The sequence below is a fragment of the Pseudomonas bharatica genome, assembly GCF_048586865.1.
In the GTDB taxonomy this organism is placed as follows: Bacteria; Pseudomonadota; Gammaproteobacteria; order Pseudomonadales; family Pseudomonadaceae; genus Aquipseudomonas; species Aquipseudomonas bharatica.
The window spans coordinates 15,890-37,072 of sequence record NZ_JBMAWR010000001.1 but is presented as its reverse complement, the minus strand read 5'-3'; the positions used below and the strand labels follow the sequence as shown (position 1 = coordinate 37,072).

20 protein-coding genes and 1 pseudogene are annotated in these 21,183 nt (G+C 65.2%); 7 read left to right on the top strand and 14 right to left on the bottom strand.

What is annotated here, in order from left to right:
* The first annotated feature begins 96 nt into the window (after window positions 1-96).
* Entirely contained in the window at window positions 97-393 is a 297-nt protein-coding gene (locus tag ACKLLE_RS00175) for a hypothetical protein (RefSeq protein WP_420056344.1), read from the top strand.
* Between the two features lie 107 nt (window positions 394-500).
* Here the strand turns inward: ACKLLE_RS00175 and ACKLLE_RS00170 are convergent, their stop codons facing one another.
* The 10 genes from ACKLLE_RS00170 to ACKLLE_RS00125 form a co-directional block, all read right to left on the bottom strand.
* Entirely contained in the window at window positions 501-1,424 is a 924-nt protein-coding gene (locus ACKLLE_RS00170) for an alpha/beta hydrolase (protein WP_420056343.1), read from the bottom strand.
* Between the two features lie 66 nt (window positions 1,425-1,490).
* On the bottom strand, window positions 1,491-2,771 hold the full coding sequence (locus ACKLLE_RS00165; RefSeq protein ID WP_420056342.1) for an OprD family porin: 1,281 nt from the start codon (window positions 2,769-2,771) through the stop codon (window positions 1,491-1,493).
* A 51-nt stretch (window positions 2,772-2,822) separates the two neighbouring features.
* A complete protein-coding gene (locus ACKLLE_RS00160; RefSeq protein ID WP_420056341.1) occupies window positions 2,823-3,686 on the bottom strand; it encodes an aldose 1-epimerase in 864 nt (287 codons plus the stop codon).
* 93 nt (window positions 3,687-3,779) lie between these two features.
* Window positions 3,780-4,871: a mandelate racemase/muconate lactonizing enzyme family protein gene (locus ACKLLE_RS00155; protein WP_420056340.1), complete on the bottom strand. Its 1,092-nt coding sequence runs from the start codon at window positions 4,869-4,871 to the stop codon at window positions 3,780-3,782.
* A complete protein-coding gene (locus ACKLLE_RS00150; RefSeq protein WP_420056339.1) occupies window positions 4,868-5,680 on the bottom strand; it encodes an NAD-dependent epimerase/dehydratase family protein in 813 nt (270 codons plus the stop codon). Before ACKLLE_RS00150 ends, ACKLLE_RS00155 begins: the two co-directional genes overlap by 4 nt.
* A 64-nt stretch (window positions 5,681-5,744) precedes the next feature.
* Window positions 5,745-7,034, bottom strand: a complete 1,290-nt coding sequence (locus ACKLLE_RS00145; RefSeq protein ID WP_009407799.1) for an MFS transporter — start codon at window positions 7,032-7,034, stop codon at window positions 5,745-5,747.
* Window positions 7,035-7,119: 85 nt separating this feature from the next.
* Entirely contained in the window at window positions 7,120-7,413 is a 294-nt protein-coding gene (locus ACKLLE_RS00140; RefSeq protein WP_009407801.1) for a Dabb family protein, read from the bottom strand.
* A gap of 15 nt (window positions 7,414-7,428) precedes the next feature.
* Window positions 7,429-8,835, bottom strand: coding sequence for an aldehyde dehydrogenase (NADP(+)) (locus tag ACKLLE_RS00135; RefSeq protein ID WP_420056338.1), 1,407 nt, complete (start codon window positions 8,833-8,835; stop codon window positions 7,429-7,431).
* A 12-nt stretch (window positions 8,836-8,847) separates the two neighbouring features.
* The gene (locus ACKLLE_RS00130) at window positions 8,848-9,294 is read right to left on the bottom strand and encodes a nuclear transport factor 2 family protein (RefSeq protein ID WP_009407805.1); all 447 of its coding nucleotides are present in this window, start codon (window positions 9,292-9,294) and stop codon (window positions 8,848-8,850) included.
* 3 nt (window positions 9,295-9,297) lie between these two features.
* A complete protein-coding gene (locus tag ACKLLE_RS00125; RefSeq protein WP_420056337.1) occupies window positions 9,298-10,107 on the bottom strand; it encodes an RraA family protein in 810 nt (269 codons plus the stop codon).
* Window positions 10,108-10,281: 174 nt separating this feature from the next.
* Between ACKLLE_RS00125 and ACKLLE_RS00120 the strand changes: the two genes are divergently transcribed.
* From ACKLLE_RS00120 to ACKLLE_RS00110, 3 genes are all read left to right on the top strand, one after another.
* Window positions 10,282-11,889, top strand: a complete 1,608-nt coding sequence (locus tag ACKLLE_RS00120; RefSeq protein WP_420056336.1) for an IclR family transcriptional regulator domain-containing protein — start codon at window positions 10,282-10,284, stop codon at window positions 11,887-11,889.
* A gap of 197 nt (window positions 11,890-12,086) precedes the next feature.
* Complete coding sequence (locus ACKLLE_RS00115) at window positions 12,087-12,251, top strand: hypothetical protein (protein WP_279898308.1); 165 nt, start codon at window positions 12,087-12,089, stop codon at window positions 12,249-12,251.
* A gap of 4 nt (window positions 12,252-12,255) precedes the next feature.
* Window positions 12,256-12,897 carry a helix-turn-helix domain-containing protein gene (locus ACKLLE_RS00110; protein WP_420056335.1) on the top strand — a complete coding sequence of 214 codons (642 nt, stop codon included), beginning with the start codon at window positions 12,256-12,258 and terminating at the stop codon, window positions 12,895-12,897.
* Between the two features lie 116 nt (window positions 12,898-13,013).
* Here the strand turns inward: ACKLLE_RS00110 and ACKLLE_RS00105 are convergent, their stop codons facing one another.
* Window positions 13,014-13,496, bottom strand: coding sequence for a hypothetical protein (locus ACKLLE_RS00105; protein ID WP_080604708.1), 483 nt, complete (start codon window positions 13,494-13,496; stop codon window positions 13,014-13,016).
* 348 nt (window positions 13,497-13,844) lie between these two features.
* On the opposite strand from ACKLLE_RS00105, the gene ACKLLE_RS00100 reads away from it, so the two are divergent.
* Complete coding sequence (locus ACKLLE_RS00100) at window positions 13,845-14,624, top strand: IclR family transcriptional regulator (protein ID WP_064304802.1); 780 nt, start codon at window positions 13,845-13,847, stop codon at window positions 14,622-14,624.
* A 65-nt stretch (window positions 14,625-14,689) separates the two neighbouring features.
* On the opposite strand, the pseudogene ACKLLE_RS00095 reads toward ACKLLE_RS00100, so the two are convergent.
* The 3 genes and pseudogenes from ACKLLE_RS00095 to ACKLLE_RS00085 all read right to left on the bottom strand — a co-directional run bounded on the left by ACKLLE_RS00095 (window position 14,690) and on the right by ACKLLE_RS00085 (window position 17,735).
* Window positions 14,690-15,145, bottom strand: a pseudogene (locus ACKLLE_RS00095) (REP-associated tyrosine transposase).
* Between the two features lie 83 nt (window positions 15,146-15,228).
* A complete protein-coding gene (locus ACKLLE_RS00090) occupies window positions 15,229-16,710 on the bottom strand; it encodes a class I adenylate-forming enzyme family protein (protein WP_420056334.1) in 1,482 nt (493 codons plus the stop codon).
* Window positions 16,711-16,712: 2 nt separating this feature from the next.
* Window positions 16,713-17,735, bottom strand: a complete 1,023-nt coding sequence (locus tag ACKLLE_RS00085) for an alcohol dehydrogenase catalytic domain-containing protein (protein ID WP_420056333.1) — start codon at window positions 17,733-17,735, stop codon at window positions 16,713-16,715.
* A gap of 146 nt (window positions 17,736-17,881) precedes the next feature.
* On the opposite strand from ACKLLE_RS00085, the gene ACKLLE_RS00080 reads away from it, so the two are divergent.
* Window positions 17,882-18,583, top strand: a complete 702-nt coding sequence (locus ACKLLE_RS00080; protein ID WP_064304806.1) for an enoyl-CoA hydratase/isomerase family protein — start codon at window positions 17,882-17,884, stop codon at window positions 18,581-18,583.
* A 91-nt stretch (window positions 18,584-18,674) separates the two neighbouring features.
* Window positions 18,675-21,182 carry a TonB-dependent receptor plug domain-containing protein gene (locus tag ACKLLE_RS00075; protein ID WP_064304807.1) on the top strand — a complete coding sequence of 836 codons (2,508 nt, stop codon included), beginning with the start codon at window positions 18,675-18,677 and terminating at the stop codon, window positions 21,180-21,182.
* The last annotated feature ends 1 nt before the right edge of the window (window position 21,183 follow it).

Sequence of the window (21,183 nt, the reverse complement as noted above, 5' to 3'; positions counted from 1 at the left end):
GTCCTTTCGGTCCGGTCTGTCAACCTACGTACAGCTGCCACCCGTTTGTTTGACAGCAACGCTTGGCAGTTCCTATCAATCCGAAAGGAAGTGCCCATGAAAAAGCTCGTCCCCGATCCACCCCGTGCCGTCACCGTCCACACCCGCTTTTCCGCCTGCGACGGCCACCATTCCCCGCTGTTCGCCGTCTGTGCCGGTGCCGATGTCGACAAGGCGATGGCCCATCTCGTCGTACTGCTGCGCTCTGCCTATGAAACCAATCTCCAGGCCTGCGACGCGGTCAAGAATGATCATCTGGCCGGAATCCTCTGGGCGACCCAGCACGCGCTCGAAGCGTCCCGGGCGCTGGCGGAGTCGATGATGAGGGGGATAGCGGAGCAGGCCTCTGGCTGAGCCAGTTGATTCGATGCGGACCCTGTGGGAGCGGGTTCACCCGCGATTACTCTAGTGAATTCACCGACGTAATCGCGGGTGAACCCGCTCCCATAGGGTCCGTGTCGTCAGGCCAGATATTGCAAGGCTATTACGCCTAACCGATCCCATAATTGCTCTACCCGCTTGACACCGAAGGCGCGCAACCCGGAGTGAACCAACCCGTCCACCACTTCGACATCCGCCTTGACTCCCGCTCCCACAAGTGCCACCGCATAAGCCACCCCGTGATCCCGCAACGGATCCACCCCGGCCACGGCAATGAACGCCGGCGCCAGCCCGCTGAAGTTCCCTGCCTCCAGCGGCATGGCACAAGGATCCTGCCAATCACTCTGTTGCGGCAGAAACCCCGCCAACGACCGCCGCAATCCCGCCACTGTCATCAACGGTGCCTCGGCATGCTCGCTCATCGATGGCAGATGCTCCCGTGCCGTCAGCACCGGATAGACCAGCAACTGCCCCAACGGCTGCGGCTGACCATCCCGGCGCAAGGCCATGCACAGCCCGGCAGCCAAGGTCCCGCCAGCGCTGTCACCACCGACGATCAGCCGCTCGCGACTCAGCGCCGCATCGACCCGCCCTTCGCGCAAGCCATTCCATGCACCCATGCAATCCTCCAGCGGCGCCGGATAGCAATGTTCCGGCGCCAACCGGTACTCCACCGCCACGATCGCCACCGACACCCTTCGCCCAAGCGCATAGGCAAACCAGTCATGGGTGTCCAGGTTACCCAGGTTCCATCCACCACCATGCAGATACAGCAACGTTGGCCAGCCACCATGCGGTACCGGTCCCGCTGGCTTGTAGACCCGAAGCCTCACGCCATCCAGCACCCGGTCAGCGATAGACCAGCCTACCGGCGCCTCGGGCGTACAGGCCCGACAAGCCCGCAGAAACGCCTCCCGCCGTGCCTCGATACTGTCATCGACAGGCACAAACCGCTGGCATGCCTCGACATAGGCCTGGATTTCCGGATCAAGGCGATAACTCATGACAACACTCCAAAAACGCAAAAGCCGCCGCCCGTTCCAGGGCAGCGGCAAGGTTCAAGACAAAGGTCAGAACAACGGCAAGGTATACGCCAGAATCACCCGGTTTTCATCCCGGCGCCCGGTGGCATCGCCTTGCAACTGGACATTGCGCAGGCGCAGGGCAAGGTTCTTCAGCGGCCCGTCCTGCACGGTGTAGGTGATGTCGATATTGCGCTCCCACTCGCTGCCGTCCTCGCCCGCCACCTTGAAGTTGTCGCCCTTGACGTATCGGGCGAAGGCCACCAGCCCCGGCACGCCCAGCGAGGCGAAGTCGAGGTCGTAGCGCGCCTGCCAGGAGCGTTCCTGGGCCCGGTCGAAACGCAGCACCTGCACGGCGTTGGCCGCCGCTGGCAGGTCGGTGTCGTGGATGAACGGCAACGCGCTGTCACCGGCGTTGTACTGGTAGCCGACGCGGAAGGTCTGCGGCCCGAGAGTGGCGCTGAGCATCCCGGAGGTCATGCGGCTGTCCAGCTTGCCGGCCTTCTCGGCGCCGGACTCACCGGTGTCGAGGTAGTTGAGCGTTCCGGACAGGTTCCAGTCGCCGAGCTTCTGCGTGTGGGTGACGGTAGCGAGGTTCTGCTGGTAGACATCCTCCAGACGCCCGCCCCACAGCCCCGCCGACCACTGCGGGGTGATGCGCCAGGTGCCGCCGAGGTAGTTGAAGCGGTCGCTGAACACGCTGTAGTAGTTGCCCACCTGGATATCCCGGGCGCCTGCGAATTCACGTTGATTAACCTGGCGCATCTGGCCGACGCTGAGGTCGAGGTTGTCGATCTCCTTTACATCGAGCATGACGCCTTCGAAGAACTGCGGCAGCAGGCGTGCGTCGCCGGAGCTGACCAGGGGGATCTTCGGGAACAGCCCGCCTACCTTCAGCTCGCTTTTTGAATACTTGAACTTGAGCGCGGCCGTGGCTTCGGAAAACTCGTCCACCGAACGCGGATCGGCATTGCGCGGGCCGCCGGCACGGTCGTAGGCGCCTGGCAGCAAGGCAGTGCCACTGCGCGACGGTGAAGAGTCCAGCTTCAGGCCAAGCCCGGCATAGAAATCCACGCCCACGCCAACGATGCCCTCGGTGTAGCCCGATTCACCCTTGAGGATGAAGCCCTGGGCCCACTCCTCCAGCTTGGATTGCGCGGGCTTGGTGGAGTCGCGCAGGTCGTGGTTGTAGTAGAAGTTGCGCAGGGTCAGGTTGGCCTTGGCGTCTTCGAAGAACGCCGCATGGGCGCCCAGCGGTGCCAGGCCCAGCAGCAGTGTCAGGGGTTTTGCCGAGCGAGCGAAGCCCGCCCCGTACGAGGATGATTTCATTGTTGTTGTTCTCTTTTTTAAGGGTGGTGGATCGGTAACGCGCGGCCGGGCTCAGCGCCCGTGCCAGATAAACGTCAGGGTGGTCTCCAGGGCCTCTCCCGGGGCCAGTTCATGGGTGCCGACCTCGGCCCACTCCGCTCTGGGGCGGTTGAAGGCATCGGCCAGATGAGAAACCGGCTCCAGGCACAGGTAGCCCAGGCCTGCGGGGGCGAAAGCGACCATGTGGGTCAGGTCGCTATGCAGCTGGAGCGAACCCTGCGGATAGTCCACCCGGACTTTGCCGTCCCAGCGCGACTGGTAATGGGCGACCGCCTCGCCGTTGTCGGCGGCGATGTGCTGGGTTTTCGGCGCGTCCAGGTAGCTGCCGGTAGCGAGGTAGTCGGCATCGATCTGCCATTCACGCCCGACCCGGTATTCCACGCGCATCCCGGGATGACGCTGGAAGTACGGATGCAGCCCGAGCCCGGCCGGCATCGGCGTCACGCCCTGGTTGACAAGGCGCAGGGTGACCCGCAAGCGAGGGCCCTCCAGCGCGAACGCCTGCTCGGCACGAAATGCCCAGGGCCAGTGCTCGCCCTGGTAATCGCAGCGGATCAGCGCCCTGTCGGCTTCGGCGCTGACCACTTGCCATGGCCGGGTATGACTCACGCCATGCAGGGTGTGCGGCAAGGCCGCGTGGTGGGCCGGCAGACGATGCTCGACGCCGTTGAATGCCAGGCGCGCCTTACGGATGCGGTTGGAATAAGGAAACAGCGGATAGCCCCCGGCCCGCGGCCAGTCCAGCGGGTCGAAGGACTCGCTGGTGATCGGCAGCAGCAACTCCAGCCCGTCGGCGCTGAGGGAAGCGATACGCCCGCCCCACGCCGGCAGCAAGGCCAGCTTCCAGATGGCGTTGTTCAGTTCGACACGTTGCATGACACCCTCCGTTACCCCGAAGCGGGCACGACAAGCCCCTGCCGCCACGCCGAAGCGTGGCGGAGGTTGAAAGCCAAAGGACAAGAAAGCCGATCAGTTGCGGCGCCAGCGCTCGATCACGTGCTGATCGATGTCCAGCCCCAGGCCCGCGCCTTGCGGGATCTGCAACTGGTTGCCGCTGCGCAGCGACTCCACCGGATATAGCCAGCCTGCCGGCTCGACGAACAGGTATTCCACCTGCGGCACCCACGGCTGGACAGCCGCCAGGTGCAGGGTGGCGATCAGGCCGGGGCCGAAGTACGGGCAATGCGGCAGTACCACCGCCTCGCGCTGGCGCGCCAGTTCGCCGATGCGCAGGCATTCGGAGATACCACCGACCTTGGTCACGCTGGGCTGGATGGAATCCACCGCCCCCGTCACCAGGGCCTGCTCGAACTGCACTGCGGTGCACCAGTTCTCTCCCGCCGACAACGGCACGCCCTGCCCGCGCAGGCCGGCCAGGGTGGCGAAGTCTTCCGGCGGGAAGATCGGTTCTTCCAGCCACGCCAGCTTGAGGTCACGCAGTGCCGGCAGCCAGTCGCGGGTGTCTTTTACCTTCCAGCCGCAGTTGACGTCGGTGGCCAGCGGCACGTCGTCGCCGATGGCGCGGCGGCAGGCGGCGATCTCGTCGACCGTGACTTCATGCAGCTTGATATCGCTGAAGCCCATCTCCAGGGCCTTTTCGCAGATGGCCGGGGCCACCTCGTTGTCGGAATAGCGAACCAGGCTGGCATAGGCCGGCACACTCTCGCGCACCGCCTCGCCGAGCAGGCGATGCAGCGGCAGGTTGCGCCGGCGCGCTGCCAGGTCCCACAGGGCGATATCGATGCCGGAGATGGCGAACAGGGTCACGCCATAGCGCCCGAACAGGTGCAGGCGCAGTTGCAGTTCCTGGTTGAACGCGGCGATATCGGTGATCTCGCGGTTCAGCAGCAGCGGCGTGATCAAACGGTCTATCAGGGCCTTGGTGGCGTTGGCGACGAAGTAGCCGAAGGCCTCGCCCCAGCCGACATTGCCCTGCTCGTCCTCAATGCGGACCAGCACGTTTTCCAGGGTGTTCCAGGTGGTCGGGGTAATGCCCTGGCCCTTGCCACCATCATGGAACGGGATTTCCACGATCTGCGTGTCAATGCGGACGATCTTCATTGCGGGTTCTCCAGCAGCGAAGCCAGGGGCACGCCGGCGTACGCACCGCCGACATGGTCGCGGCCCGAGCCTACCGCGGCCATGGCTTCATACGGCAGGTAGTTGTCGGCCAGATGCTCGCCGGCATTGTCCTGGGGCTGGTAGCCGAGGGCACGGGCGCGGTTGTTGTGGAACAGCGGATTGGGGCTTTCCGAGACGCCATAGACGATCTCGTTGCGCACCTCGGGGTGTTCCAGGCCGATCAGCATGAGCTGGGCCAGGTCGCGGGCGCTGGTCCACATGCGCAGGCGGCGGGCGTCGGAAACCTTGGGGTCGGCATTGCCGATCCGCACGATGAAGGTCGCCACCTCGCTGCGCAAGGAGAAGGTGGTGCAGGCGGCTTCGCCGAACACCTTGCTCAGGGCGTAGTAGCTGTCCGGGGCCACCGGCATGTCGTCGAAAAACTCGGCCCGGTCGCTGCGGTACTGGCCCAGCACATGGTGGCTGCTGGCGAAGACGAAACGCTTCACGCCATGGCGCTGCGCCGCTTCAAGCAGGTACAAGGTGCCGTGGTAATTGGGCTCCACGGTGCTGTTGAAGTGGATGTCGGTGCCATGGGCACAGGCCAGGTGGAGGATGCCATCGACCCCGTCCACCGCGCGCTGCACACAGGCCGGGTCGGTGAGGTCGCCGACCACCGCGGTCTCGCCTTCGTGCAGGTCCGCGACTTGCTGGCGGTCGAGCAGGCGCAGGCTGTAGCGCTGGCGCAGGAAGGGCCGCAGGGCGGTCCCGACGATACCGGCGGCGCCGGTGACAAGAAGCGTAGGCATAGCGAATTCCTGAAATCCGGGTAATTGCACAAGCGGGTTGCGGCCCGCAGGCCGCGTTTTACTATCAGGCTGCCGCGACCACGGCGTCGCGCTTGACCGGCGCCTTGCCGACGAAGAACGCTACGATCAGCGCTCCCAGTACACCGAGGCCGCCGGCCAGGGCGAAGCCGCTGCCGTAGGTGCCGGTGGCCTGGATGATAAAGCCGGTCACGGTCGGCGCCACGATCCCGGACAGGTTGGCCAGGCCGTGCATGAAACCGCCGGCAGTGCCCACCTGGTGATCAGGCACCGCGTCCTGGATCAGCGACCAATAGGCCGGTGCGGTGAGCATCAGGAAGCCGATGGCCACGGTCATCACCGCCACTGTGCTGGTGACGCTCTCGACCCGTCCGGTCAGGACGATGCACACCGCCGCCACCAGCAGGCAGGTAACCAGCACCACCTTGCGCGAGAACAGCTGCTTGCCGGTGCGCTTGAACACCCAGTCGATCAGCAGGCCGCCGCAGACGAAGCCGACCGTACCCACGAGCCAGGGCAGCGCGGTGACGATGCTCATGGACTTGAGGTCGATGCCCTTGGCGTCGATCAGGTAGCTGGGGAACCAGGTCATGAAGAAGTACAGGATGTAGTTGTAACAGAACAGCGAGACACCGGTGACCAGCACCGACCGTTGCAGGATGATCTGCAGCACCGGGGTGCGCGGGGCCTGCTCGGCGGTCATGACCGGGGCAACGCGGCCTTCGTTGATCTCGGCCAGTTCTTCCGGCGAAACCTTGGCGTGTTCCTGCGGGGTCGAGGTCGCCAGCCGGTACCAGGCGATAGCCCAGAGCACGCCGACCACCGCGATCACCACAAAGGCCACGCGCCAGCCCAGCCACAGCGCGAGGAAGCCGACGATCGGGCCGGCCAGCGCACCGCCCAACGGGCCGCCGGCCTGGTTGATGCCGATGGCGCGGGCGCGTTCCTTGATCGGGAACCAGCTGTTGACGGTCTTGTTCGCGGTGGTCGAAACCGGGCCTTCACCTACCCCGAACAGGGCGCGAACGATCAGCAGCGACCAGAAGTTGAAGGCCAGCGCGGTGGAACCGCAAAGCACCGACCAGAAGCTCATGGACCAGGTCAGGACCTTCTTCGGCCCGAAGCGGTCGGCCAGGTAACCGCCGACGAAGCAGAACAGTGCATAGCCGAAGAAGAAGCTGCTGAAGATCATGCCTTTTTCGGCAGGGGTCAGATGGTATTCCTGGGTAATGAAGGGCATGGCGATGGACAGTGCGGCCCGATCGACATAGTTGATGATCATGGCGATGAACAGCATCGTCAGGATCGTCCAGCGGTAATTCTTTTTCTTGTTCATGTACGTCTCCGTCCGGCGCCAGTAGCGAACCGGATCTTGTTGTTATAGCGCCGGACCCCAGGCAGGGTCCGGCTGCCTGTCGGGTCTAGACGCTGTAATCCACTGCCACCCACTCGAAGTACTGCTTGAGCTCCGCGACCAGTGCCTGGTGCGCGGGGTGTGGCAGGTACCGCTCTACCGCGGCGGCATCGTCGAAGCCCGAGTCGAGGATGTAGTCCCAGCAGATGGGGCGATCCAGCTCGTTGGCGGCGACGGTCCAGTCACGGATGAAATCGATCTCCTGATCGAGGTCGCGCATGCGCGCGACCAGGCGTTGCTCCAGTTCCGGCTGCCGCTCGACCTCGGCGAGGCGGCGAAACAACACGACGTGACGCATCATGGCGCTGCCCTCCCCTTAGCCCAGCGTCCACGCCGGCGCGTCCTGCAACGCGACCGGACGCAGGAAGCGCTCCAGCGCGGCGTAGCCGACCGAGGTGGTTTGCGGGGTGGTGGACGACGGCCAGGGCCCGCCATGCTGCTGGGCGTGGCACACCGCGACACCGGTCGGCACACCGCCGAACAGCACGCGCCCGGAGATCTTCTCGGCCGCACGAACCAACTGGCGATTGTCATCGCTGGCCTGCTCGGCGCCCCACAGGGTGGTGGTCAGGCTGCCGCCGACGGCGTTCAGCACGGCCACCACTTCGGCAACCGAAGCGGCACGCACCAGCAGCGCCGCCGGGCCGAACATTTCCTCGCGCAGATGGGCATTGGCGATGAATGCCGCCGCATCGGTGCTGAACAGGCGCGGCGCCGGGCCGGCCCCATCGGCCGCCGGGGTGAACACGGCATCGGCATTCGCCGCCACGGTGGCCGCCGCAGCATCGAAGCCCTGGCGCATGCCGGCGGTGAGCATACGGTGCGTGGCGATCGGCGCAATGGCCTCGGCCAACTGGGTGACGAAACGCTCGCTGTGGGGCGAGTCCAGCAGCACGATCAGGCCGGGGCTGGTGCAGAACTGGCCGCAGCCGAGGGTGATCGAGGCGGCCAGCGTTTTCGCCAGGCCTTCGCTGTCTTTTTCCAGGGCGGCAGGCAGGGCCACCAGCGGGTTGATCGAACCCAGCTCGCCGAAGAACGGCACCGGGCGCGGACGCTCATTGGCCGCCTGCCACAGGGCCTTGCCGCCCTGGTAGGAGCCGGTGAAGGCAACGGCGGCAATGCCCGGATGCTGCACCAGGTAGGTACCGCCAGCACGGGAGGTGGCTTCGACCAGGGTCAGCAGGCCTTCCGGCAGGCCCTGCTGGCGAACCACACCGGCCGCCATTTCGTAGACCGCACGGGACAGCTCCGGGTGACCGGAATGCGCCTTGACCACCACCGGGCAACCGGCGGCCAGGGCCGAGGCGGTATCGCCACCCAGCACCGAGAAGGCGAACGGGAAGTTGCTCGCCGAGAACATGGCGACCGGGCCGAGTGCACGCTGCACCCGCACCAGCGCCGGACGCCCGGCAGGCGGTGCGCCGGCCACGGCATCGCTGACCACCTGGCGGTACGGCACGCCCGCTTCCACTTCGCTGGCGAAACCGCGCAATTGGAAGGCGGTGCGGGCCACTTCGCCCTTCAGGCGGCCTTCGCCCAGGCCACTCTCGCGGTCGGCAATGGCGACCAGTTCGGCCTGCTGGTCTTCCAGCGCGGTCGCCAGGCCATTGAGCAGCGCAGCGCGCACGGCGGCCGGGGACTCGGCCCAGAAGTCGGCGGCGGCAACGGCCTTGGCAACCACCTGGTCGATCAGCGCCAGGGACGGATCGTGTTGAATACTCATTGAACGCTTCCTTCAGCGGGCCTTGGGTTCGAGGTGATAACCGCGGCCGGTGTAGTCGAAGTCCACCAGCTCGTTGATCGCCACGTCCTTGTCCGCCGGCGAGGCGTAGTAGGCGCGGATCTCGCGGATCAGGCCGCTTTCCTCGTCGAAGACGTACCACTCGTCACCGCGCAGGGCGGTGCCCGGCTTGCTCTTCCAGTGGGTCCATTCGATCACCGCTTCATTGCTGTCGTGGCTGACCAGGATCTTCTCGATGGTCCACTGCGAGCCCAGGTTCTCCACGCACCACACCCACTTGCGGGCGATGGTGTCGGCCGTGCGCCAGGGCACTTCCGGCAGGCCGGCGGGGAAGTAATGCACGGCGTCCGGGGTGAAGCAGGACACCAGCTTGTCGTAGTCGCCCTCGTTGCAGGCGTCGAAGTAACGGCGGATCAGTTGCGCGTGCTTGTGCTCGGCCACGGCTTAGGCCTCCTTCTTGTCGATGATCGAAGGGATCGCCGGACGGCCGCTGGCGACCCAGGCGTGGTAGTCGGAGACCGAGGCCGGGCTCGGCGGGTAGACGCCCCACAGCGGCTCGCCCGAGGCGATGCGCATGGCCAGGTAGTGCTCGATGTCGTCCTGCACGCTGCACACTTCGGCCAGCTCCTCGGCCAGGTGCGCGGGGACCACCGTCAGGCCATCGGCATCGCCGACGATGATGTCGCCCGGATACACGGCGACGCCGGCACAGCCGATCGGCACCTGCAGGTCGGCGACGTGGTGATAGGAAATGCGCGTGGTGGCGGTGATCTCGCGGGCATAGGCCGGCAGGTTCATGGCAGCGATCTCGCTGCCGTCGCGCAGTGCCCCATCGGTGACGATGGCCTTGGCGCCACGTGCCAGCAGGCGGGTCACCAGGATATTGCCGGCGGAGGCTGCGGCTGGGTCGTTGCGGCTGTCGATTACCAATACGTCGCCAGGCTGCACCTGCTCCACACCAACCCATTGCAGGTTGTCGTCGTTGGGCTTGGTGGTCATGGTCTGGTAGGTGTCGATGTCTTCACGGGCAGGAATGAAGCGCATGGTGAAGGCGCGCCCGGCGAACGGCTGGGTGTCGCGGGTCATGGCGCGCAGGCCGACCAGCGCCGGCTGACGGAAGCCGCGCTTGAACAGCTGGGTGGTCAGCGAACCGCTACTGCAGGCGGCCAGCTTGGCCAGGGTGGCGTCGCTGACTTCGACGCGCTTGCCCGAGGCGCTTTCGTGGGCATCGGCATAGGTATGGATGACGGACATTCTTATAGGTTCTCCAGGCGGATTCATCCGATGGGTGGCCGACGCCAATTCCCACCATGTGGAACACGCGCCGGCTTCAACCCCCGTTGAGGCCGATTCTATGGGGGAAAGTCCCAGCAAAAAGGGGCAGAATCCGTGTCACAGCCGTTCCGTTCCAACTGATGGGAATAACCGATGAAACCAGGTGAAGGCACCGCCGCCCTTGAAAAGGCCCTCGACGTGCTCCAGGCCGTGGGCGCCATGCCCAGCGGTATAAGCCAGGCGCAACTGGCCGCCCAGGTGCCACTGCCGCGCACCACCCTGTACCGCATCCTCGCCACCCTGGTGGAGCGCGGGATGATCCGCCGCGATCCGACGCGCAAGGTCTACCGCCTGGGCTTCAACTACCTGGAGATGGTGCGCAATGCCTACCTGGAGCCGGACCTGGTAGCGGCGGCCAGCGAGGAACTGCGCGCCCTGCGCGACCTGACCGGGGAGACTTCGTACCTGGCGGTACTCGACGGCAACCAGGTGCTGTCCCTGGAGCGCTGTGATGGCGCCCATACCCAGCGCTCGGCGGCCAGCCTTGGCCAGGGCAAACCGGTGTACTGCACCGGCCAGGGCAAGGCGATTCTCTCGGCGCTGTCGGCCACGGCGCGGGACGAGATCCTCAAGGGCGTGGCAATGGAGCCGCTGACTCCGCTGACCATCACCGACCGCCGCCGCTTGCTGGCCGAGCTGCAGATTACCCGCGCCCGCGGCTATGCCCTCGACGACGAAGAAATCCGCCTCGGCGTGCGCTGTGTGGCAGCGCCGATCATCGACAAGCAGGGTGTGGTGCGTGGTGCGTTGAGCGTGGCCGGGCCGGCCTATCGCCTGACCCTGGAGCGCCTGACCCTGCTCGGCCCGGAGCTGGCGGAGGCGGCACGGCGGGTGGGCGAGCAGTTGCGCCCGGAAGCCACCCAGCGGCCGTCGGGTGCCTTGAACGTGCTGCCGGCGCCCTGGTCGTTCCATGGCGCGTTTCCGCGCTGGCACGCGGCGAGCGGTCTCTTGTACTGGGCAGATACCTTGGCTCCGGCAATCCATTGCTGGGACGGGAAAAACAGCCGCCTGCTGACCCGCCTGGACCTGCCGGTGCGGGCCATGGAGCTGCACCGCGACGGCTTGCTGGTGGCCCAGGCCGGGGGCTGGTCATTGGTGGATTGGGAAGGCAACGAGCATCCGATGCAGGATGTCCTGGGCAGTCGCTTGCTCGCCTTGGCCGGGCATCCATCCGGCACCCTATGGGCCTGTGCCCGCACGGCCAGCGGTTGCCTGATCGGCGAGATGAGCAACGAGGGCGAGTTGCGTCATGGCTGGGCGCTGAGCGAACAGATCAGCGGGTTTCGCTGGGATGCCAGTGGCAGCGCGGTGTATGCGATCGCGCCGGAGGCCGGGGCTATCCTGCGCTTGCAACCGGGGAGCACGGTGGTGCGGCGCTTGGCGTCGCTGCCTCGGGGCGGCGGCAGCCTCAGCGGGCTGGCGCTGGATGCACAGGGTGGGGTCTGGACTACCCAGCGTGATGGCTGGAGCCTGGCGCGGTTCGATGCCGAAGGGAACCTGGAGCGGATGATCGGGTTGCCGGTGCCCTGCCCTACGGACCTGTGTTTTGGCGGGGATGGGATGCGGACGCTGTTCATAACCAGTGCGCGGCAGGAATTGAAGCTGGAGGTGCTGGGGAGTGCGCCGGATTCGGGGGGTGTGTTGCAGGTGGAGACCGAGGTGGGTGGGCAGGTTGTAGGTGGGATCAACAGGTTTCCTTGACTGTCCGGGCCTCATCGCTGGCAAGCCAGCTCCCACAGGGATCGTGTGCACCGCTGTGGGAGCTGGCTTGCCAGCGATGAGGCCCTCAGGAGCAACAGCAAAATGGAATTAACAAATGCAAATTCAGTATTTCTGGTTCTAAGAGCAAACCAGTAGTCTCCCGCTCATGGCCCCCTGCTCCAGACAAGGAATCCTCCATGAGCCACGCCGCCACCATCCTCGATTTCACCCTGCACCGCAAACGCAAGCTGGCTCAACAACAAGGTCGTCTGCTGTGGGCGATGTATGCGCAGCAGGCCGGCTTTGCCGCCAGCCCGGAGAACGTCGCCATCACCTCATCGAAAACACCGCGCCAGGCGTAATGGCATGACCACGCCCACCCGCTTTCTGATCACCTCCGACGAACCGCCTTTTGCCTTGCCCGACGCCGTCACCCAGGCAGACGACGGCATCGGCCAGCGGGTCGCCAGCAATCTCCAGCGCCTGCGCGCCAAGCGCCAACTGTCCCTCGACGCCCTGGCCCGGGCCAGCGGCGTCAGCCGGGCGATGCTGGCTCAGGTCGAATCCGGGCGCAGCGTGCCGTCGATCCGTGTGCTGTGCAAGATCGCCCGGGGCTTGAAAGTGTCGGTGGCGGCGTTTCTGGATCAGCGCGAATGCGCCGGGGTCACGGTGCTGCCGGCGCGCGACAGCAAGCGTCTGGTCAGTGCTACGGGGGCGTTCGTCAGTCGAGCGCTGTTTCCGGTGGATGTACCGCAACAGTCCGAATTCTATGAATTGCGCATCAGCCCGTTGGGCGAGGAGCACTCCGCCGGACACGGCCCGGGCGTGCGGGAGAACCTGGTAGTGGCCCAAGGTGCGCTGGAGATCAGCGTCAACGACGAGCGTTTCCTGCTGTCGACGGGCGATTCCATCGTCTTCTACGCCGACCAGCCCCACCGCTATCGCAATCCGGTGGACAGCGAAGCGGTGGCGTACCTGGTGGTGACCCATCCCGAGAGCAGGGACTGAATCAAAAGCCGTACGTCAATCCCTGTGGGAGCGGGTTTACCCGCGATTGCGATGGTGAATTCACTACTGTAATCGCGGGTGAACCCGCTCCCACAAGGTCAGTGCAAACCCGCCGATCAGCAGGTGCAGCACATCATCGGCATGCCGTTGCAGCTCATCATCATCGGCATGCTGCAGTCGTTCATCATCTTCATCATCAGCATGCAGCAGCTGTTCATCATCTCCATGCTCATGCCGGCCATCGGCATCATCTTGCAGGTCATGCCGTCGGCCATGACGGTGCACTCCATCATGCATTTCATCATCGGCATCATCATGCCGTTCATGGGCATCATCGGCATGGTCATCTGATTGCAGCCCATCAGCATCAGGTTGCCGCACTGCATCATCATCGGCATGCCGCAGTTCATCATCATCTGCATCATTTCCGCGCTGTTGCGGAACATCGCCATGTCCATGCCGGCGGCAGGCTTCATGGTGCACATCATGCCGTCGTCGACCATCTTGCAGGTCATCGTGGCCATCATCATCGGCATGCCGGTCATTGGCATCATCGGCATGGTGGCGTTCATCATCGGCATCTGCATTGCGTTCATCATGGTGAAGTCCTTGTTCAAAGTGACGAGAGGAGATGGATGCAGATTCTAGGAATCGGCGACGAGGCGGCAAGATGGCGGAAAAACAGCGGCTAGCGGTGCGGCGACGGGCAAACAGGACGCTGTGGCAATTCCATCCGATGCAATGATGACGATCCGTATAACATTGCAGCCATAACCGGCATCCAGACTGGAAAAACGACGCAATGGATATCGCCAGATGATCCATGCTCATAACCGCCATGCATATTCGGTCTAAGCCGCCGTGAAATAATCGCCGGTGGCGGCTCTTCACCCGCTGGCGGATCACGGCTAACCTTGGCGACCGGTCTTTTGGAATCCCCTGTCACGATGGAAATCTCTGCCCCTCAACCTGCGGCCAACGGCAAGGACAACGCCGGCGGACGCGTCCAGGTCATCGACCGCTCGATCGTCCTCCTGCGTGCCCTCGCCAACCTCAAGCACGGCGCCAGCGCCCTGGACCTGGCACGGCAGACCGGCATCGAACGCTCCACCATCCACCGCCTGCTCAAGACCCTCACCTATTGGGGCCTGATCGAATCCCGCGGGGCCACCTACCATATCGGCCCGGAAAGCCTGATCTATTCCGCCGCCTACCTGAACCGCCTGAACCTGCGCCGCCTGGCCCTGCCCTATGCCATCGAATTGCAGCGGGTGATCGGCGAACGGCCGGCGATCGTCTCGCTGTCGGTGCCGGTGGGGGACCAGGTGGTGCTGATCGAGCGCATGTGGACGCCAGCCACGCCGTTGAATGTGATCGTGGACCTGGCGGATCAGTTTCCGATCGAGGGCAGCCCCAGCGGCCGGGCGGTACTGGCGACCTACAGCGAAGCGATGGCGCTTGGAGTGCTCGGGGAAGAGCGCTATGCCAAGGCGCTGCCAGGGTTGCAGTTGATCCATAGCCAGCAAGACTTCGCCTTCGGGCATGGGGAGTTCAAGCCGGGACTATCGTCGGTGGCGTTTCCGATCCGCGTCGCGGGTGGGCAGGCATTGGGAGCGGTGGTGGTGGCCGGGCTGGATATGGAGGAAGAGACCCATCCGGGGTCGGCACTGGCGGCCCATGTACGGCGGGCTTGCGAGGGGATTGCGGCGCAGCTTGGGAATCCGTAACGGGTCGTATGGTCTTGGGTTGTTGCCGGCGATGAGGCCATCAGCTACAGCACACAACCCGGAAATCACAACCAGATCGCATCCCAATGCGGATAATCCCCAGCCTTCGACACCAACCCGGCACGCACCGGATTTGCAACGATGTACCGCGCCACCGCAACCACATCATCCTCCCGGCGCAAGGCACGGTCATGAAACCCCTGCTGTCACAGACGCCCCTGCCTGCCATAAGCCTTGTTGATCAAACAGGTACTTCGGCATTTCACCCGGCGCATCAAGGTTGTCAACGAAACCTGATCCAGCTCTATCAACCAATGCAAGTGGTCAGGCATGACGACCCACGCCAGTGATCGGACCATCCCGGTCCGCTCGGCATGGCGCAACTGCTCGACCATCAACCTGGCCACCGCAAAATCGCTAAATACAGGTTCACGCCCATCCACAGTCGTGGTGAGCAAATACAACTGCCCGGGAATCGAAACCCGTCCCCGGCGCAGTCGGTTGGAAGCTGGACTGTCCATGTCACTCTCCTTGCGAAATGAATCCTCAAGGTAGAAACAACAGTCCAGGAATGACCAGAAGCATGGCAACAAGGTATTTCGACCTAGGCCCCCAGCACCGCCAACAACCGGTTGCGCTGCACCTTCCCATAATGCGAACGCGGCAATTCCTCGATGAAGTGCACCTGCCTCGGCACCTTGTAGCGCGATAGCAAACCGCGACAGTGCTCCAGAAGCTCCTCCACCGTCACCACCGCGCCAGGCTCCAGGACCAGGGCCGCACACACCTGCTCCCCCCACTCCAGGTCCGCCCTGCCGAATACATGGGCCTCGCGCACCGCGGCATGGCCGAGCAACGCCTGCTCCACCTCCCCCGGCTGCACCGATTTACCGCCGCTGCGGATGATGTCCTTGCAGCGCCCGAGCACTTCCAGCAGCCCGTCAGCGCGAATTCGTCCCAGGTCGCCACTGCGCAACCAGCCGTCCACCAGCACCTCACCGGTAAGACCCGGCTGCTGCCAGTATCCCGCCATCAACTGCGGACCGGCCAGCAGGATCTCGCCGATACCGCGCTCATCCACCCGGTCGATCCTGACCGCCGCCGAGAACAGCGAACGCCCGACCACGCCTTCGGCGCTTTCGCCGGACGCACGCAGCGCAACCATTTGCGCCGCGGACAGGTAGCAGCTCCAGGGGGCTTCGGTCATGCCGTAGAGCACCGCGATGCGCCCGGCGAACAGGCTGAACGACCCCTCAAGTACCTCGCCGGTCAAGGCCGCCGCGCCAATGTCCAGGCTCTTGAACCAAGGCAGATCCGCCGGCGCGTTGCCGCTCTCACGCAACAACCGCAGCAACTGGGTCGGCACCAGCGAACTGAACGCCACCCGATACTCGCGCAGCGAATCCAGGAACTGCTTGCTGTCGAAGCGACCACCCAGCACCACCTCGCCACCCGCAAGCAGATGCGCCAGTACCGCCACCGCCGCGATCGGCCACAGCGGCCGCACATTCAGCAGGACATCCCCCGGCAGCGCACCACGGCCCATGACCACGTTCTGCAACACCGCGCAGAGGCTGGCATGCCGGTGCATCACCGCCTTGGGCACACCGGTGGTGCCGCCGGTGTAGTTGAGCGAGGCCAGGGACTGCGCCGGCTGCGCAGCGCGGACAGGCAAGGGTGATGCGCAACCGACCGTCAGCGAAGCCAGGTGCCGACACTCGACGCCCTCCCCGCGCAACGCCTCGGCCACCTCCGCATACGCCGAGGAAAACAGCAGCAATGCAGCCCCGGCATCGCGCAACTGGGCCAGCAACTCGCTCTGGGACAGGGCCGGGTCCAGCGGCACCCGCACGCGCCCGTTAGCCATGCAGCCATAATCGGCGATCAGGTAATCGACACTGGCATCGGCCAGCAGCGCCACCCGAGCCCCTGGCTCGATACCCAGGTCGTCCAGGGCCAGGCCGAACGCCGTCAGCGCCTGGTCCAGCTGCGCGAAGGACAGGCGTCGCCCGGTAGCCGGCTCGTGCAGCGCCGACGCCTCTGGCCATTTGCCTGCGGCCTGGCCCAGCAGGGTACTGATATCCATGCTCACCACCCGCTCAGGACGATGCGTCCATTGACCTGCCGCGATTCCAGCAGCGCATGGGCCTCACCCGCCTGCGGGAAGGGCATGACCCGGTCGATCAATGGCCGCACCTGCCCGCCATGGATCAGCGCCAATGCCGTGCGCAACTGCTCCAGGGTCGCACTGCCCGAGCCTTGCAGCCTCAACCTGCGCCCGATCAGCAGCCCGGGATTCACCGGTACGCTGCCCGGCTCGACATTGCCCAGCACCACCACGCGACCGCCCAGGGTCATGCTGCGCAGGGTGTCTTCCAGCGTGTGCCCGAGGTTTTCCATGGCCACATCGACGCCGCGCTTGCCAGTCAGCTTCCACACCTCGGCGCTATAGCCGCCGGCAGAAACCACGACCTCATGGGCCCCCAGCTGGTGCAGAAACTCACGCTTGGCCTCGCTCCCGGTCACCGCGATCACCCGCGCCCCCAGGGCCCGGGCCAGCTGGATCTGATGCGCCCCCAGACCGCCACTGGCGCCATTGATCAGCACCGTCTCGCCGGGCTGCAATCCGGCTTCCCCATACAGCGCGCGAACGCTGGTAGCGATCGGGCAGGACGCCAGCGCGGCGAGCGCGTAGTCCAGCCCTTCGGGCAATTCGACCGCGGAAATCGCCGGGATCCGCAGGTATTCGGCGTAGGCGCCCTCGGTATCCACCGACGGCAGGCCCAGGGCCCGGCACAGGTCCTGACGCCCGCGCAGGCAGTCGCGGCATTGCCCACAGAAACGTCGTTGATAGACCACCACCCGCGAGCCGACCTTGAGCTGCAACACGCCGGCGCCAACCTCGACCACCTCCCCGGCCACTTCATGCCCCAGCACCACCCCGGTATGGGCCCCGGGCAGTTGCCCGGCGCGGTGCAGCAGATCGTGGTGGCAGACTCCGGCGGCGTGCACCCGCACCAGCACTTCTCCCGGCCCGGCCTGTGGCGTCGGAACCTCTTCGAGTTGCAACTGTTCCGGCCCGCCGAAGGCCTTAAGTACTATCGCTTTCATTTTTTATAACCATTTGAGAGGAACACAAAACATGTTCGTATAACAAACATGTTGTTTGCATTATGAACATACATTAAGTTTTCCCCACTTCGACGCGATGCCGCAAGAGGCAAAACGTCTTTCTTTCACCCGCAGCGAAAATCGTAATGACAGTCGACTACCAACCCCTTGGCGATGGCGTGGTGCAGATCACCCTGAACCGCCCCGAGCGCCTGAATGCCCTGGATGGCCAGGCCAAGCGCGAACTGGCCGAGGCCTGGGCACGTGCCGCCGCAGACCAACAGGCGCGGGCCATCGTCCTGCGCGGCGCCGGCGACAAGGCCTTCTGCGCCGGCTCCGACCTCAAGGAAATCCAGGCCACCGGCGAAGCCGTGGCCAGCGCCCTGCTCGCCCGCGCCCTGCCCGATGTCGGCCTGGACCTGAACAAACCGGTAGTTGCCGCCTTGCACGGCCACACCCTGGGCCTGGGCATCAGCCTGGCGATCCACTGCGATTTCCGCATCGCCCGCCCGGACACCCGTTTCAGCTTCCCGGAAGTGCGCCACGGCATGCTCTCCGGATTCAGCGCGATCACCCTGCCCAGCCTGATCGGCGAGGCGGCGGCCCTGGACATCATGCTCAGTGCCCGCAGCTTCGATGCCGAAGAGGCCCTGGCCCTGGGCCTGATCAACCGTATTGCGCAGGACCCGCACAGCGCCGCCATCGAACTGGCGACACAACTGGCCGGACATTCGGCCAAGGCCATGGAATGGAGCAAGACCCTGCTGCTGGCCGACCGCAAGCGTCGCCTGCAACAACACATGGCGCTGGTCGACCAGGCCCGACAGGACGTCATGCTGTACCGATAACCAAAAGCCCAACACTTAAAAGCCTCGCCAGTACTGTCAGGAACACCCACCACCAGGAATGGACAGCGGCCCCCGATCCCGGAGCCTCACCATGTCTCGCCCCATTCTTTTCCAGCCCAGGCTCAACCTGCTGACCGCAGGCATCCTCGGCTTGTGCGTCGCGCCCCTGGCCAGCGCCGCCGATACCAGCAGCACCGACACCGCCCTGCAGACGGTGGTGGTCACCGGTGCCCGCGACAGCGGTCGCACCGTGGCCAAGAGCCTGGCGCCGATCGACGTGATCAGCGCCGACGACCTCGCCCGTTCCGGCAAGCAGAACCTGCGCGACGCCCTGGCCGCCAGCGTACCGTCCTATACCAATGCCGCAGGTTTTACCGGCGGTACCGGGCTGTCGGTGAAGTCCGCGACCCTGCGCGGCCTGGGCGGTAACCATGTGCTGGTGCTGGTCAACGGCAAGCGCCGGCACAACACGTCGCTGATCTTCGTGCAGACCGCCGCCAGTTCCAGCGGCCAGTCGCCGGCCGACCTCGACCTGATCCCGATCAGCGCGGTGGACCATGTGGAAGTCCTGCGCGATGGCGCCGCCGCGCAATACGGCTCGGACGCCATCGCCGGGGTGATCAACATCATCCTCAAGAGCAACAAGTCCGGTGGCAGCGCCAGTGCGTTGTATGGCCAGTACGAGAACCGCATCGGCGGCAAGGGCAACTTCGGTGCCCGCGGCCAGGGCCAGATCAACCAGGGCTTCGAGCTGCCCAATGACGGCTTCTTCAGCCTCAGTGCCGATATCGGCATCCAGGAGAGCTCCAACGTCGCCGGCGCCGTGCCGGAGCGCACGCGCATCTATTTCCCGGTCAATGGAGCCGCCGACCCGCGCGAAAACGGCGAAAGCCGCTACCGCCAGCAACTCGGCCAGCCGCGCTCGCAGACCTACAACTTCGGCTACAACGCCGAGTTGCCGCTGAACGACCAGGTCAGCCTGTATTCCTTCTCTACCCTCAGCCACCGCAACTCCACCAGCTGGGGCACCTACCGCACCGCCAACTCGCCGCAGAACATCGTCTCGGTGTACCCGGACGGCTTCTCGCCGCGTTTCGTGGTGGAAGAGGACGACTTCCAGACGGTGATCGGCCTGCGCAACGAGGACGTGCTGGGCTGGAAGCTGGACCTAAGCACCAGCTACGGCTACAACGACGCCAACACCCGCAACGAGAAGTCGCTGAACCCGTCCCTCGGCCCGGACAGCCCGCGCAACATGGACGGCGGCCATCTGATCGCCAGCCAGTGGACCAACAACCTCGACCTGACCCGCGCCTTCGACACCGGGCTGTTCGCCAAGCCGCTGAACGTCTCCACCGGCCTGGAGTTCCGCCGCGACGGGTTCGAGATCGAGGACGGCGAATACGCGTCCTACGCCGATGGCGGCTACGTGTTCCCGGCCGGCCACCCGCTCGCCGGCCAGCGCCCGAACCCTGGCGCACCGGGCCTGGTCGGCTTCACCCCGGCCGACGCGCACAACTATTCGCGGACCAACACCGCCGGCTACATCGACCTGAGCCAGAGCCTCACCGAGCAGTGGGACGTCAGCCTGGCCGGGCGCTTCGAGCACTACAGCGACTTCGGCGACACCGCCAGCGGCAAGTTCTCCACGCGCTATGCCTTCACCCCGCAGTTCGCCGTGCGCGGCACCATCAGCAACGGCTTCCGCGCGCCGTCGCTGCAACAGCAGTACTACTCGTCATCGCTGACTGCCTGGCGTACCAGCCCCCTGACCGGGGTACTGGAACAGGCCACCACCCGCTACGTGACCGTGGACGACGCGGCCGGCCGCGCCCTGGGTGCCAAGGACCTGAAGCCGGAAAAATCCATGAACTACAGCCTCGGCTTCGTCGCCACGCCGACCGAGAACCTGGATATCACCGTCGACCTGTACCAGATCGATATCAAGGACCGCATCCTGCAGACCAGCAACCTGCAAGGCACCGCCGTGTCCAACATCCTCGCCGCCAATGGCCTGGACCCGAACCAGATCGTCTCCTACTTCGGCAACCTGGCCGACACCCGCACCCGCGGCATCGACCTGGTCGCCGACTACCGCTACGACCTCGGCGAATACGGCAAGACCAAGTGGACCCTGCTGAGCAACCAGAGCCTGCAGACCATCGAGAAGATCAAGGAACCCGACGCCCTTGCCGGCACCGGCGTGACCGCCGTCGGCCGCGACCGCCAGGGCAACCTGACCAGTGCCTATCCGAAGAACGTCACCTCGCTGACCGCCGCCTGGCAATTGGGCGACTTCGACGTCACCCTCAAGGGCACGCGCTATTCCAAGGTCACCGGGCGCAACCAGATCTCCGCCAGCCGCGACGAGGAAATCCGCCCGGCGTTCATCACCGACCTGAGCCTGGGCTACTGGCTGAGCGACTCGGTGAAGGTGACCGTCGGCGGGGAAAACATCTTCGACCGCCGGCCACAGCAACTGAACGCCGAAGCCAAGCGCTACTACTACTTCCCCACCGACGACCCGACCTACAGCTGGTACTCGCCGTACGGCCTGGAAGGCGCGTACTTCTTCGGCAAAGTCGACGTGAGCTGGTAAC

Excerpts from the sequence above, each read along its gene's own strand:
- ACKLLE_RS00175 (WP_420056344.1), top strand. The coding sequence starts at position 97 with ATGAAAAAGCTCGTCCCCGATCCACCCCGTGCCGTCACCGTCCACACC.
- ACKLLE_RS00170 (WP_420056343.1), bottom strand. The coding sequence starts at position 1,424 with ATGAGTTATCGCCTTGATCCGGAAATCCAGGCCTATGTCGAGGCATGC.
- ACKLLE_RS00165 (WP_420056342.1), bottom strand. The coding sequence starts at position 2,771 with ATGAAATCATCCTCGTACGGGGCGGGCTTCGCTCGCTCGGCAAAACCC.
- ACKLLE_RS00160 (WP_420056341.1), bottom strand. The coding sequence starts at position 3,686 with ATGCAACGTGTCGAACTGAACAACGCCATCTGGAAGCTGGCCTTGCTG.
- ACKLLE_RS00155 (WP_420056340.1), bottom strand. The coding sequence starts at position 4,871 with ATGAAGATCGTCCGCATTGACACGCAGATCGTGGAAATCCCGTTCCAT.
- ACKLLE_RS00150 (WP_420056339.1), bottom strand. The coding sequence starts at position 5,680 with ATGCCTACGCTTCTTGTCACCGGCGCCGCCGGTATCGTCGGGACCGCC.
- ACKLLE_RS00145 (WP_009407799.1), bottom strand. The coding sequence starts at position 7,034 with ATGAACAAGAAAAAGAATTACCGCTGGACGATCCTGACGATGCTGTTC.
- ACKLLE_RS00140 (WP_009407801.1), bottom strand. The coding sequence starts at position 7,413 with ATGATGCGTCACGTCGTGTTGTTTCGCCGCCTCGCCGAGGTCGAGCGG.
- ACKLLE_RS00135 (WP_420056338.1), bottom strand. The coding sequence starts at position 8,835 with ATGAGTATTCAACACGATCCGTCCCTGGCGCTGATCGACCAGGTGGTT.
- ACKLLE_RS00125 (WP_420056337.1), bottom strand. The coding sequence starts at position 10,107 with ATGTCCGTCATCCATACCTATGCCGATGCCCACGAAAGCGCCTCGGGC.
- ACKLLE_RS00120 (WP_420056336.1), top strand. The coding sequence starts at position 10,282 with ATGAAACCAGGTGAAGGCACCGCCGCCCTTGAAAAGGCCCTCGACGTG.
- ACKLLE_RS00115 (WP_279898308.1), top strand. The coding sequence starts at position 12,087 with ATGAGCCACGCCGCCACCATCCTCGATTTCACCCTGCACCGCAAACGC.
- ACKLLE_RS00110 (WP_420056335.1), top strand. The coding sequence starts at position 12,256 with ATGACCACGCCCACCCGCTTTCTGATCACCTCCGACGAACCGCCTTTT.
- ACKLLE_RS00105 (WP_080604708.1), bottom strand. The coding sequence starts at position 13,496 with ATGATGAACGCAATGCAGATGCCGATGATGAACGCCACCATGCCGATG.
- ACKLLE_RS00100 (WP_064304802.1), top strand. The coding sequence starts at position 13,845 with ATGGAAATCTCTGCCCCTCAACCTGCGGCCAACGGCAAGGACAACGCC.
- ACKLLE_RS00090 (WP_420056334.1), bottom strand. The coding sequence starts at position 16,710 with ATGGATATCAGTACCCTGCTGGGCCAGGCCGCAGGCAAATGGCCAGAG.
- ACKLLE_RS00085 (WP_420056333.1), bottom strand. The coding sequence starts at position 17,735 with ATGAAAGCGATAGTACTTAAGGCCTTCGGCGGGCCGGAACAGTTGCAA.
- ACKLLE_RS00080 (WP_064304806.1), top strand. The coding sequence starts at position 17,882 with ATGACAGTCGACTACCAACCCCTTGGCGATGGCGTGGTGCAGATCACC.
- ACKLLE_RS00075 (WP_064304807.1), top strand. The coding sequence starts at position 18,675 with ATGTCTCGCCCCATTCTTTTCCAGCCCAGGCTCAACCTGCTGACCGCA.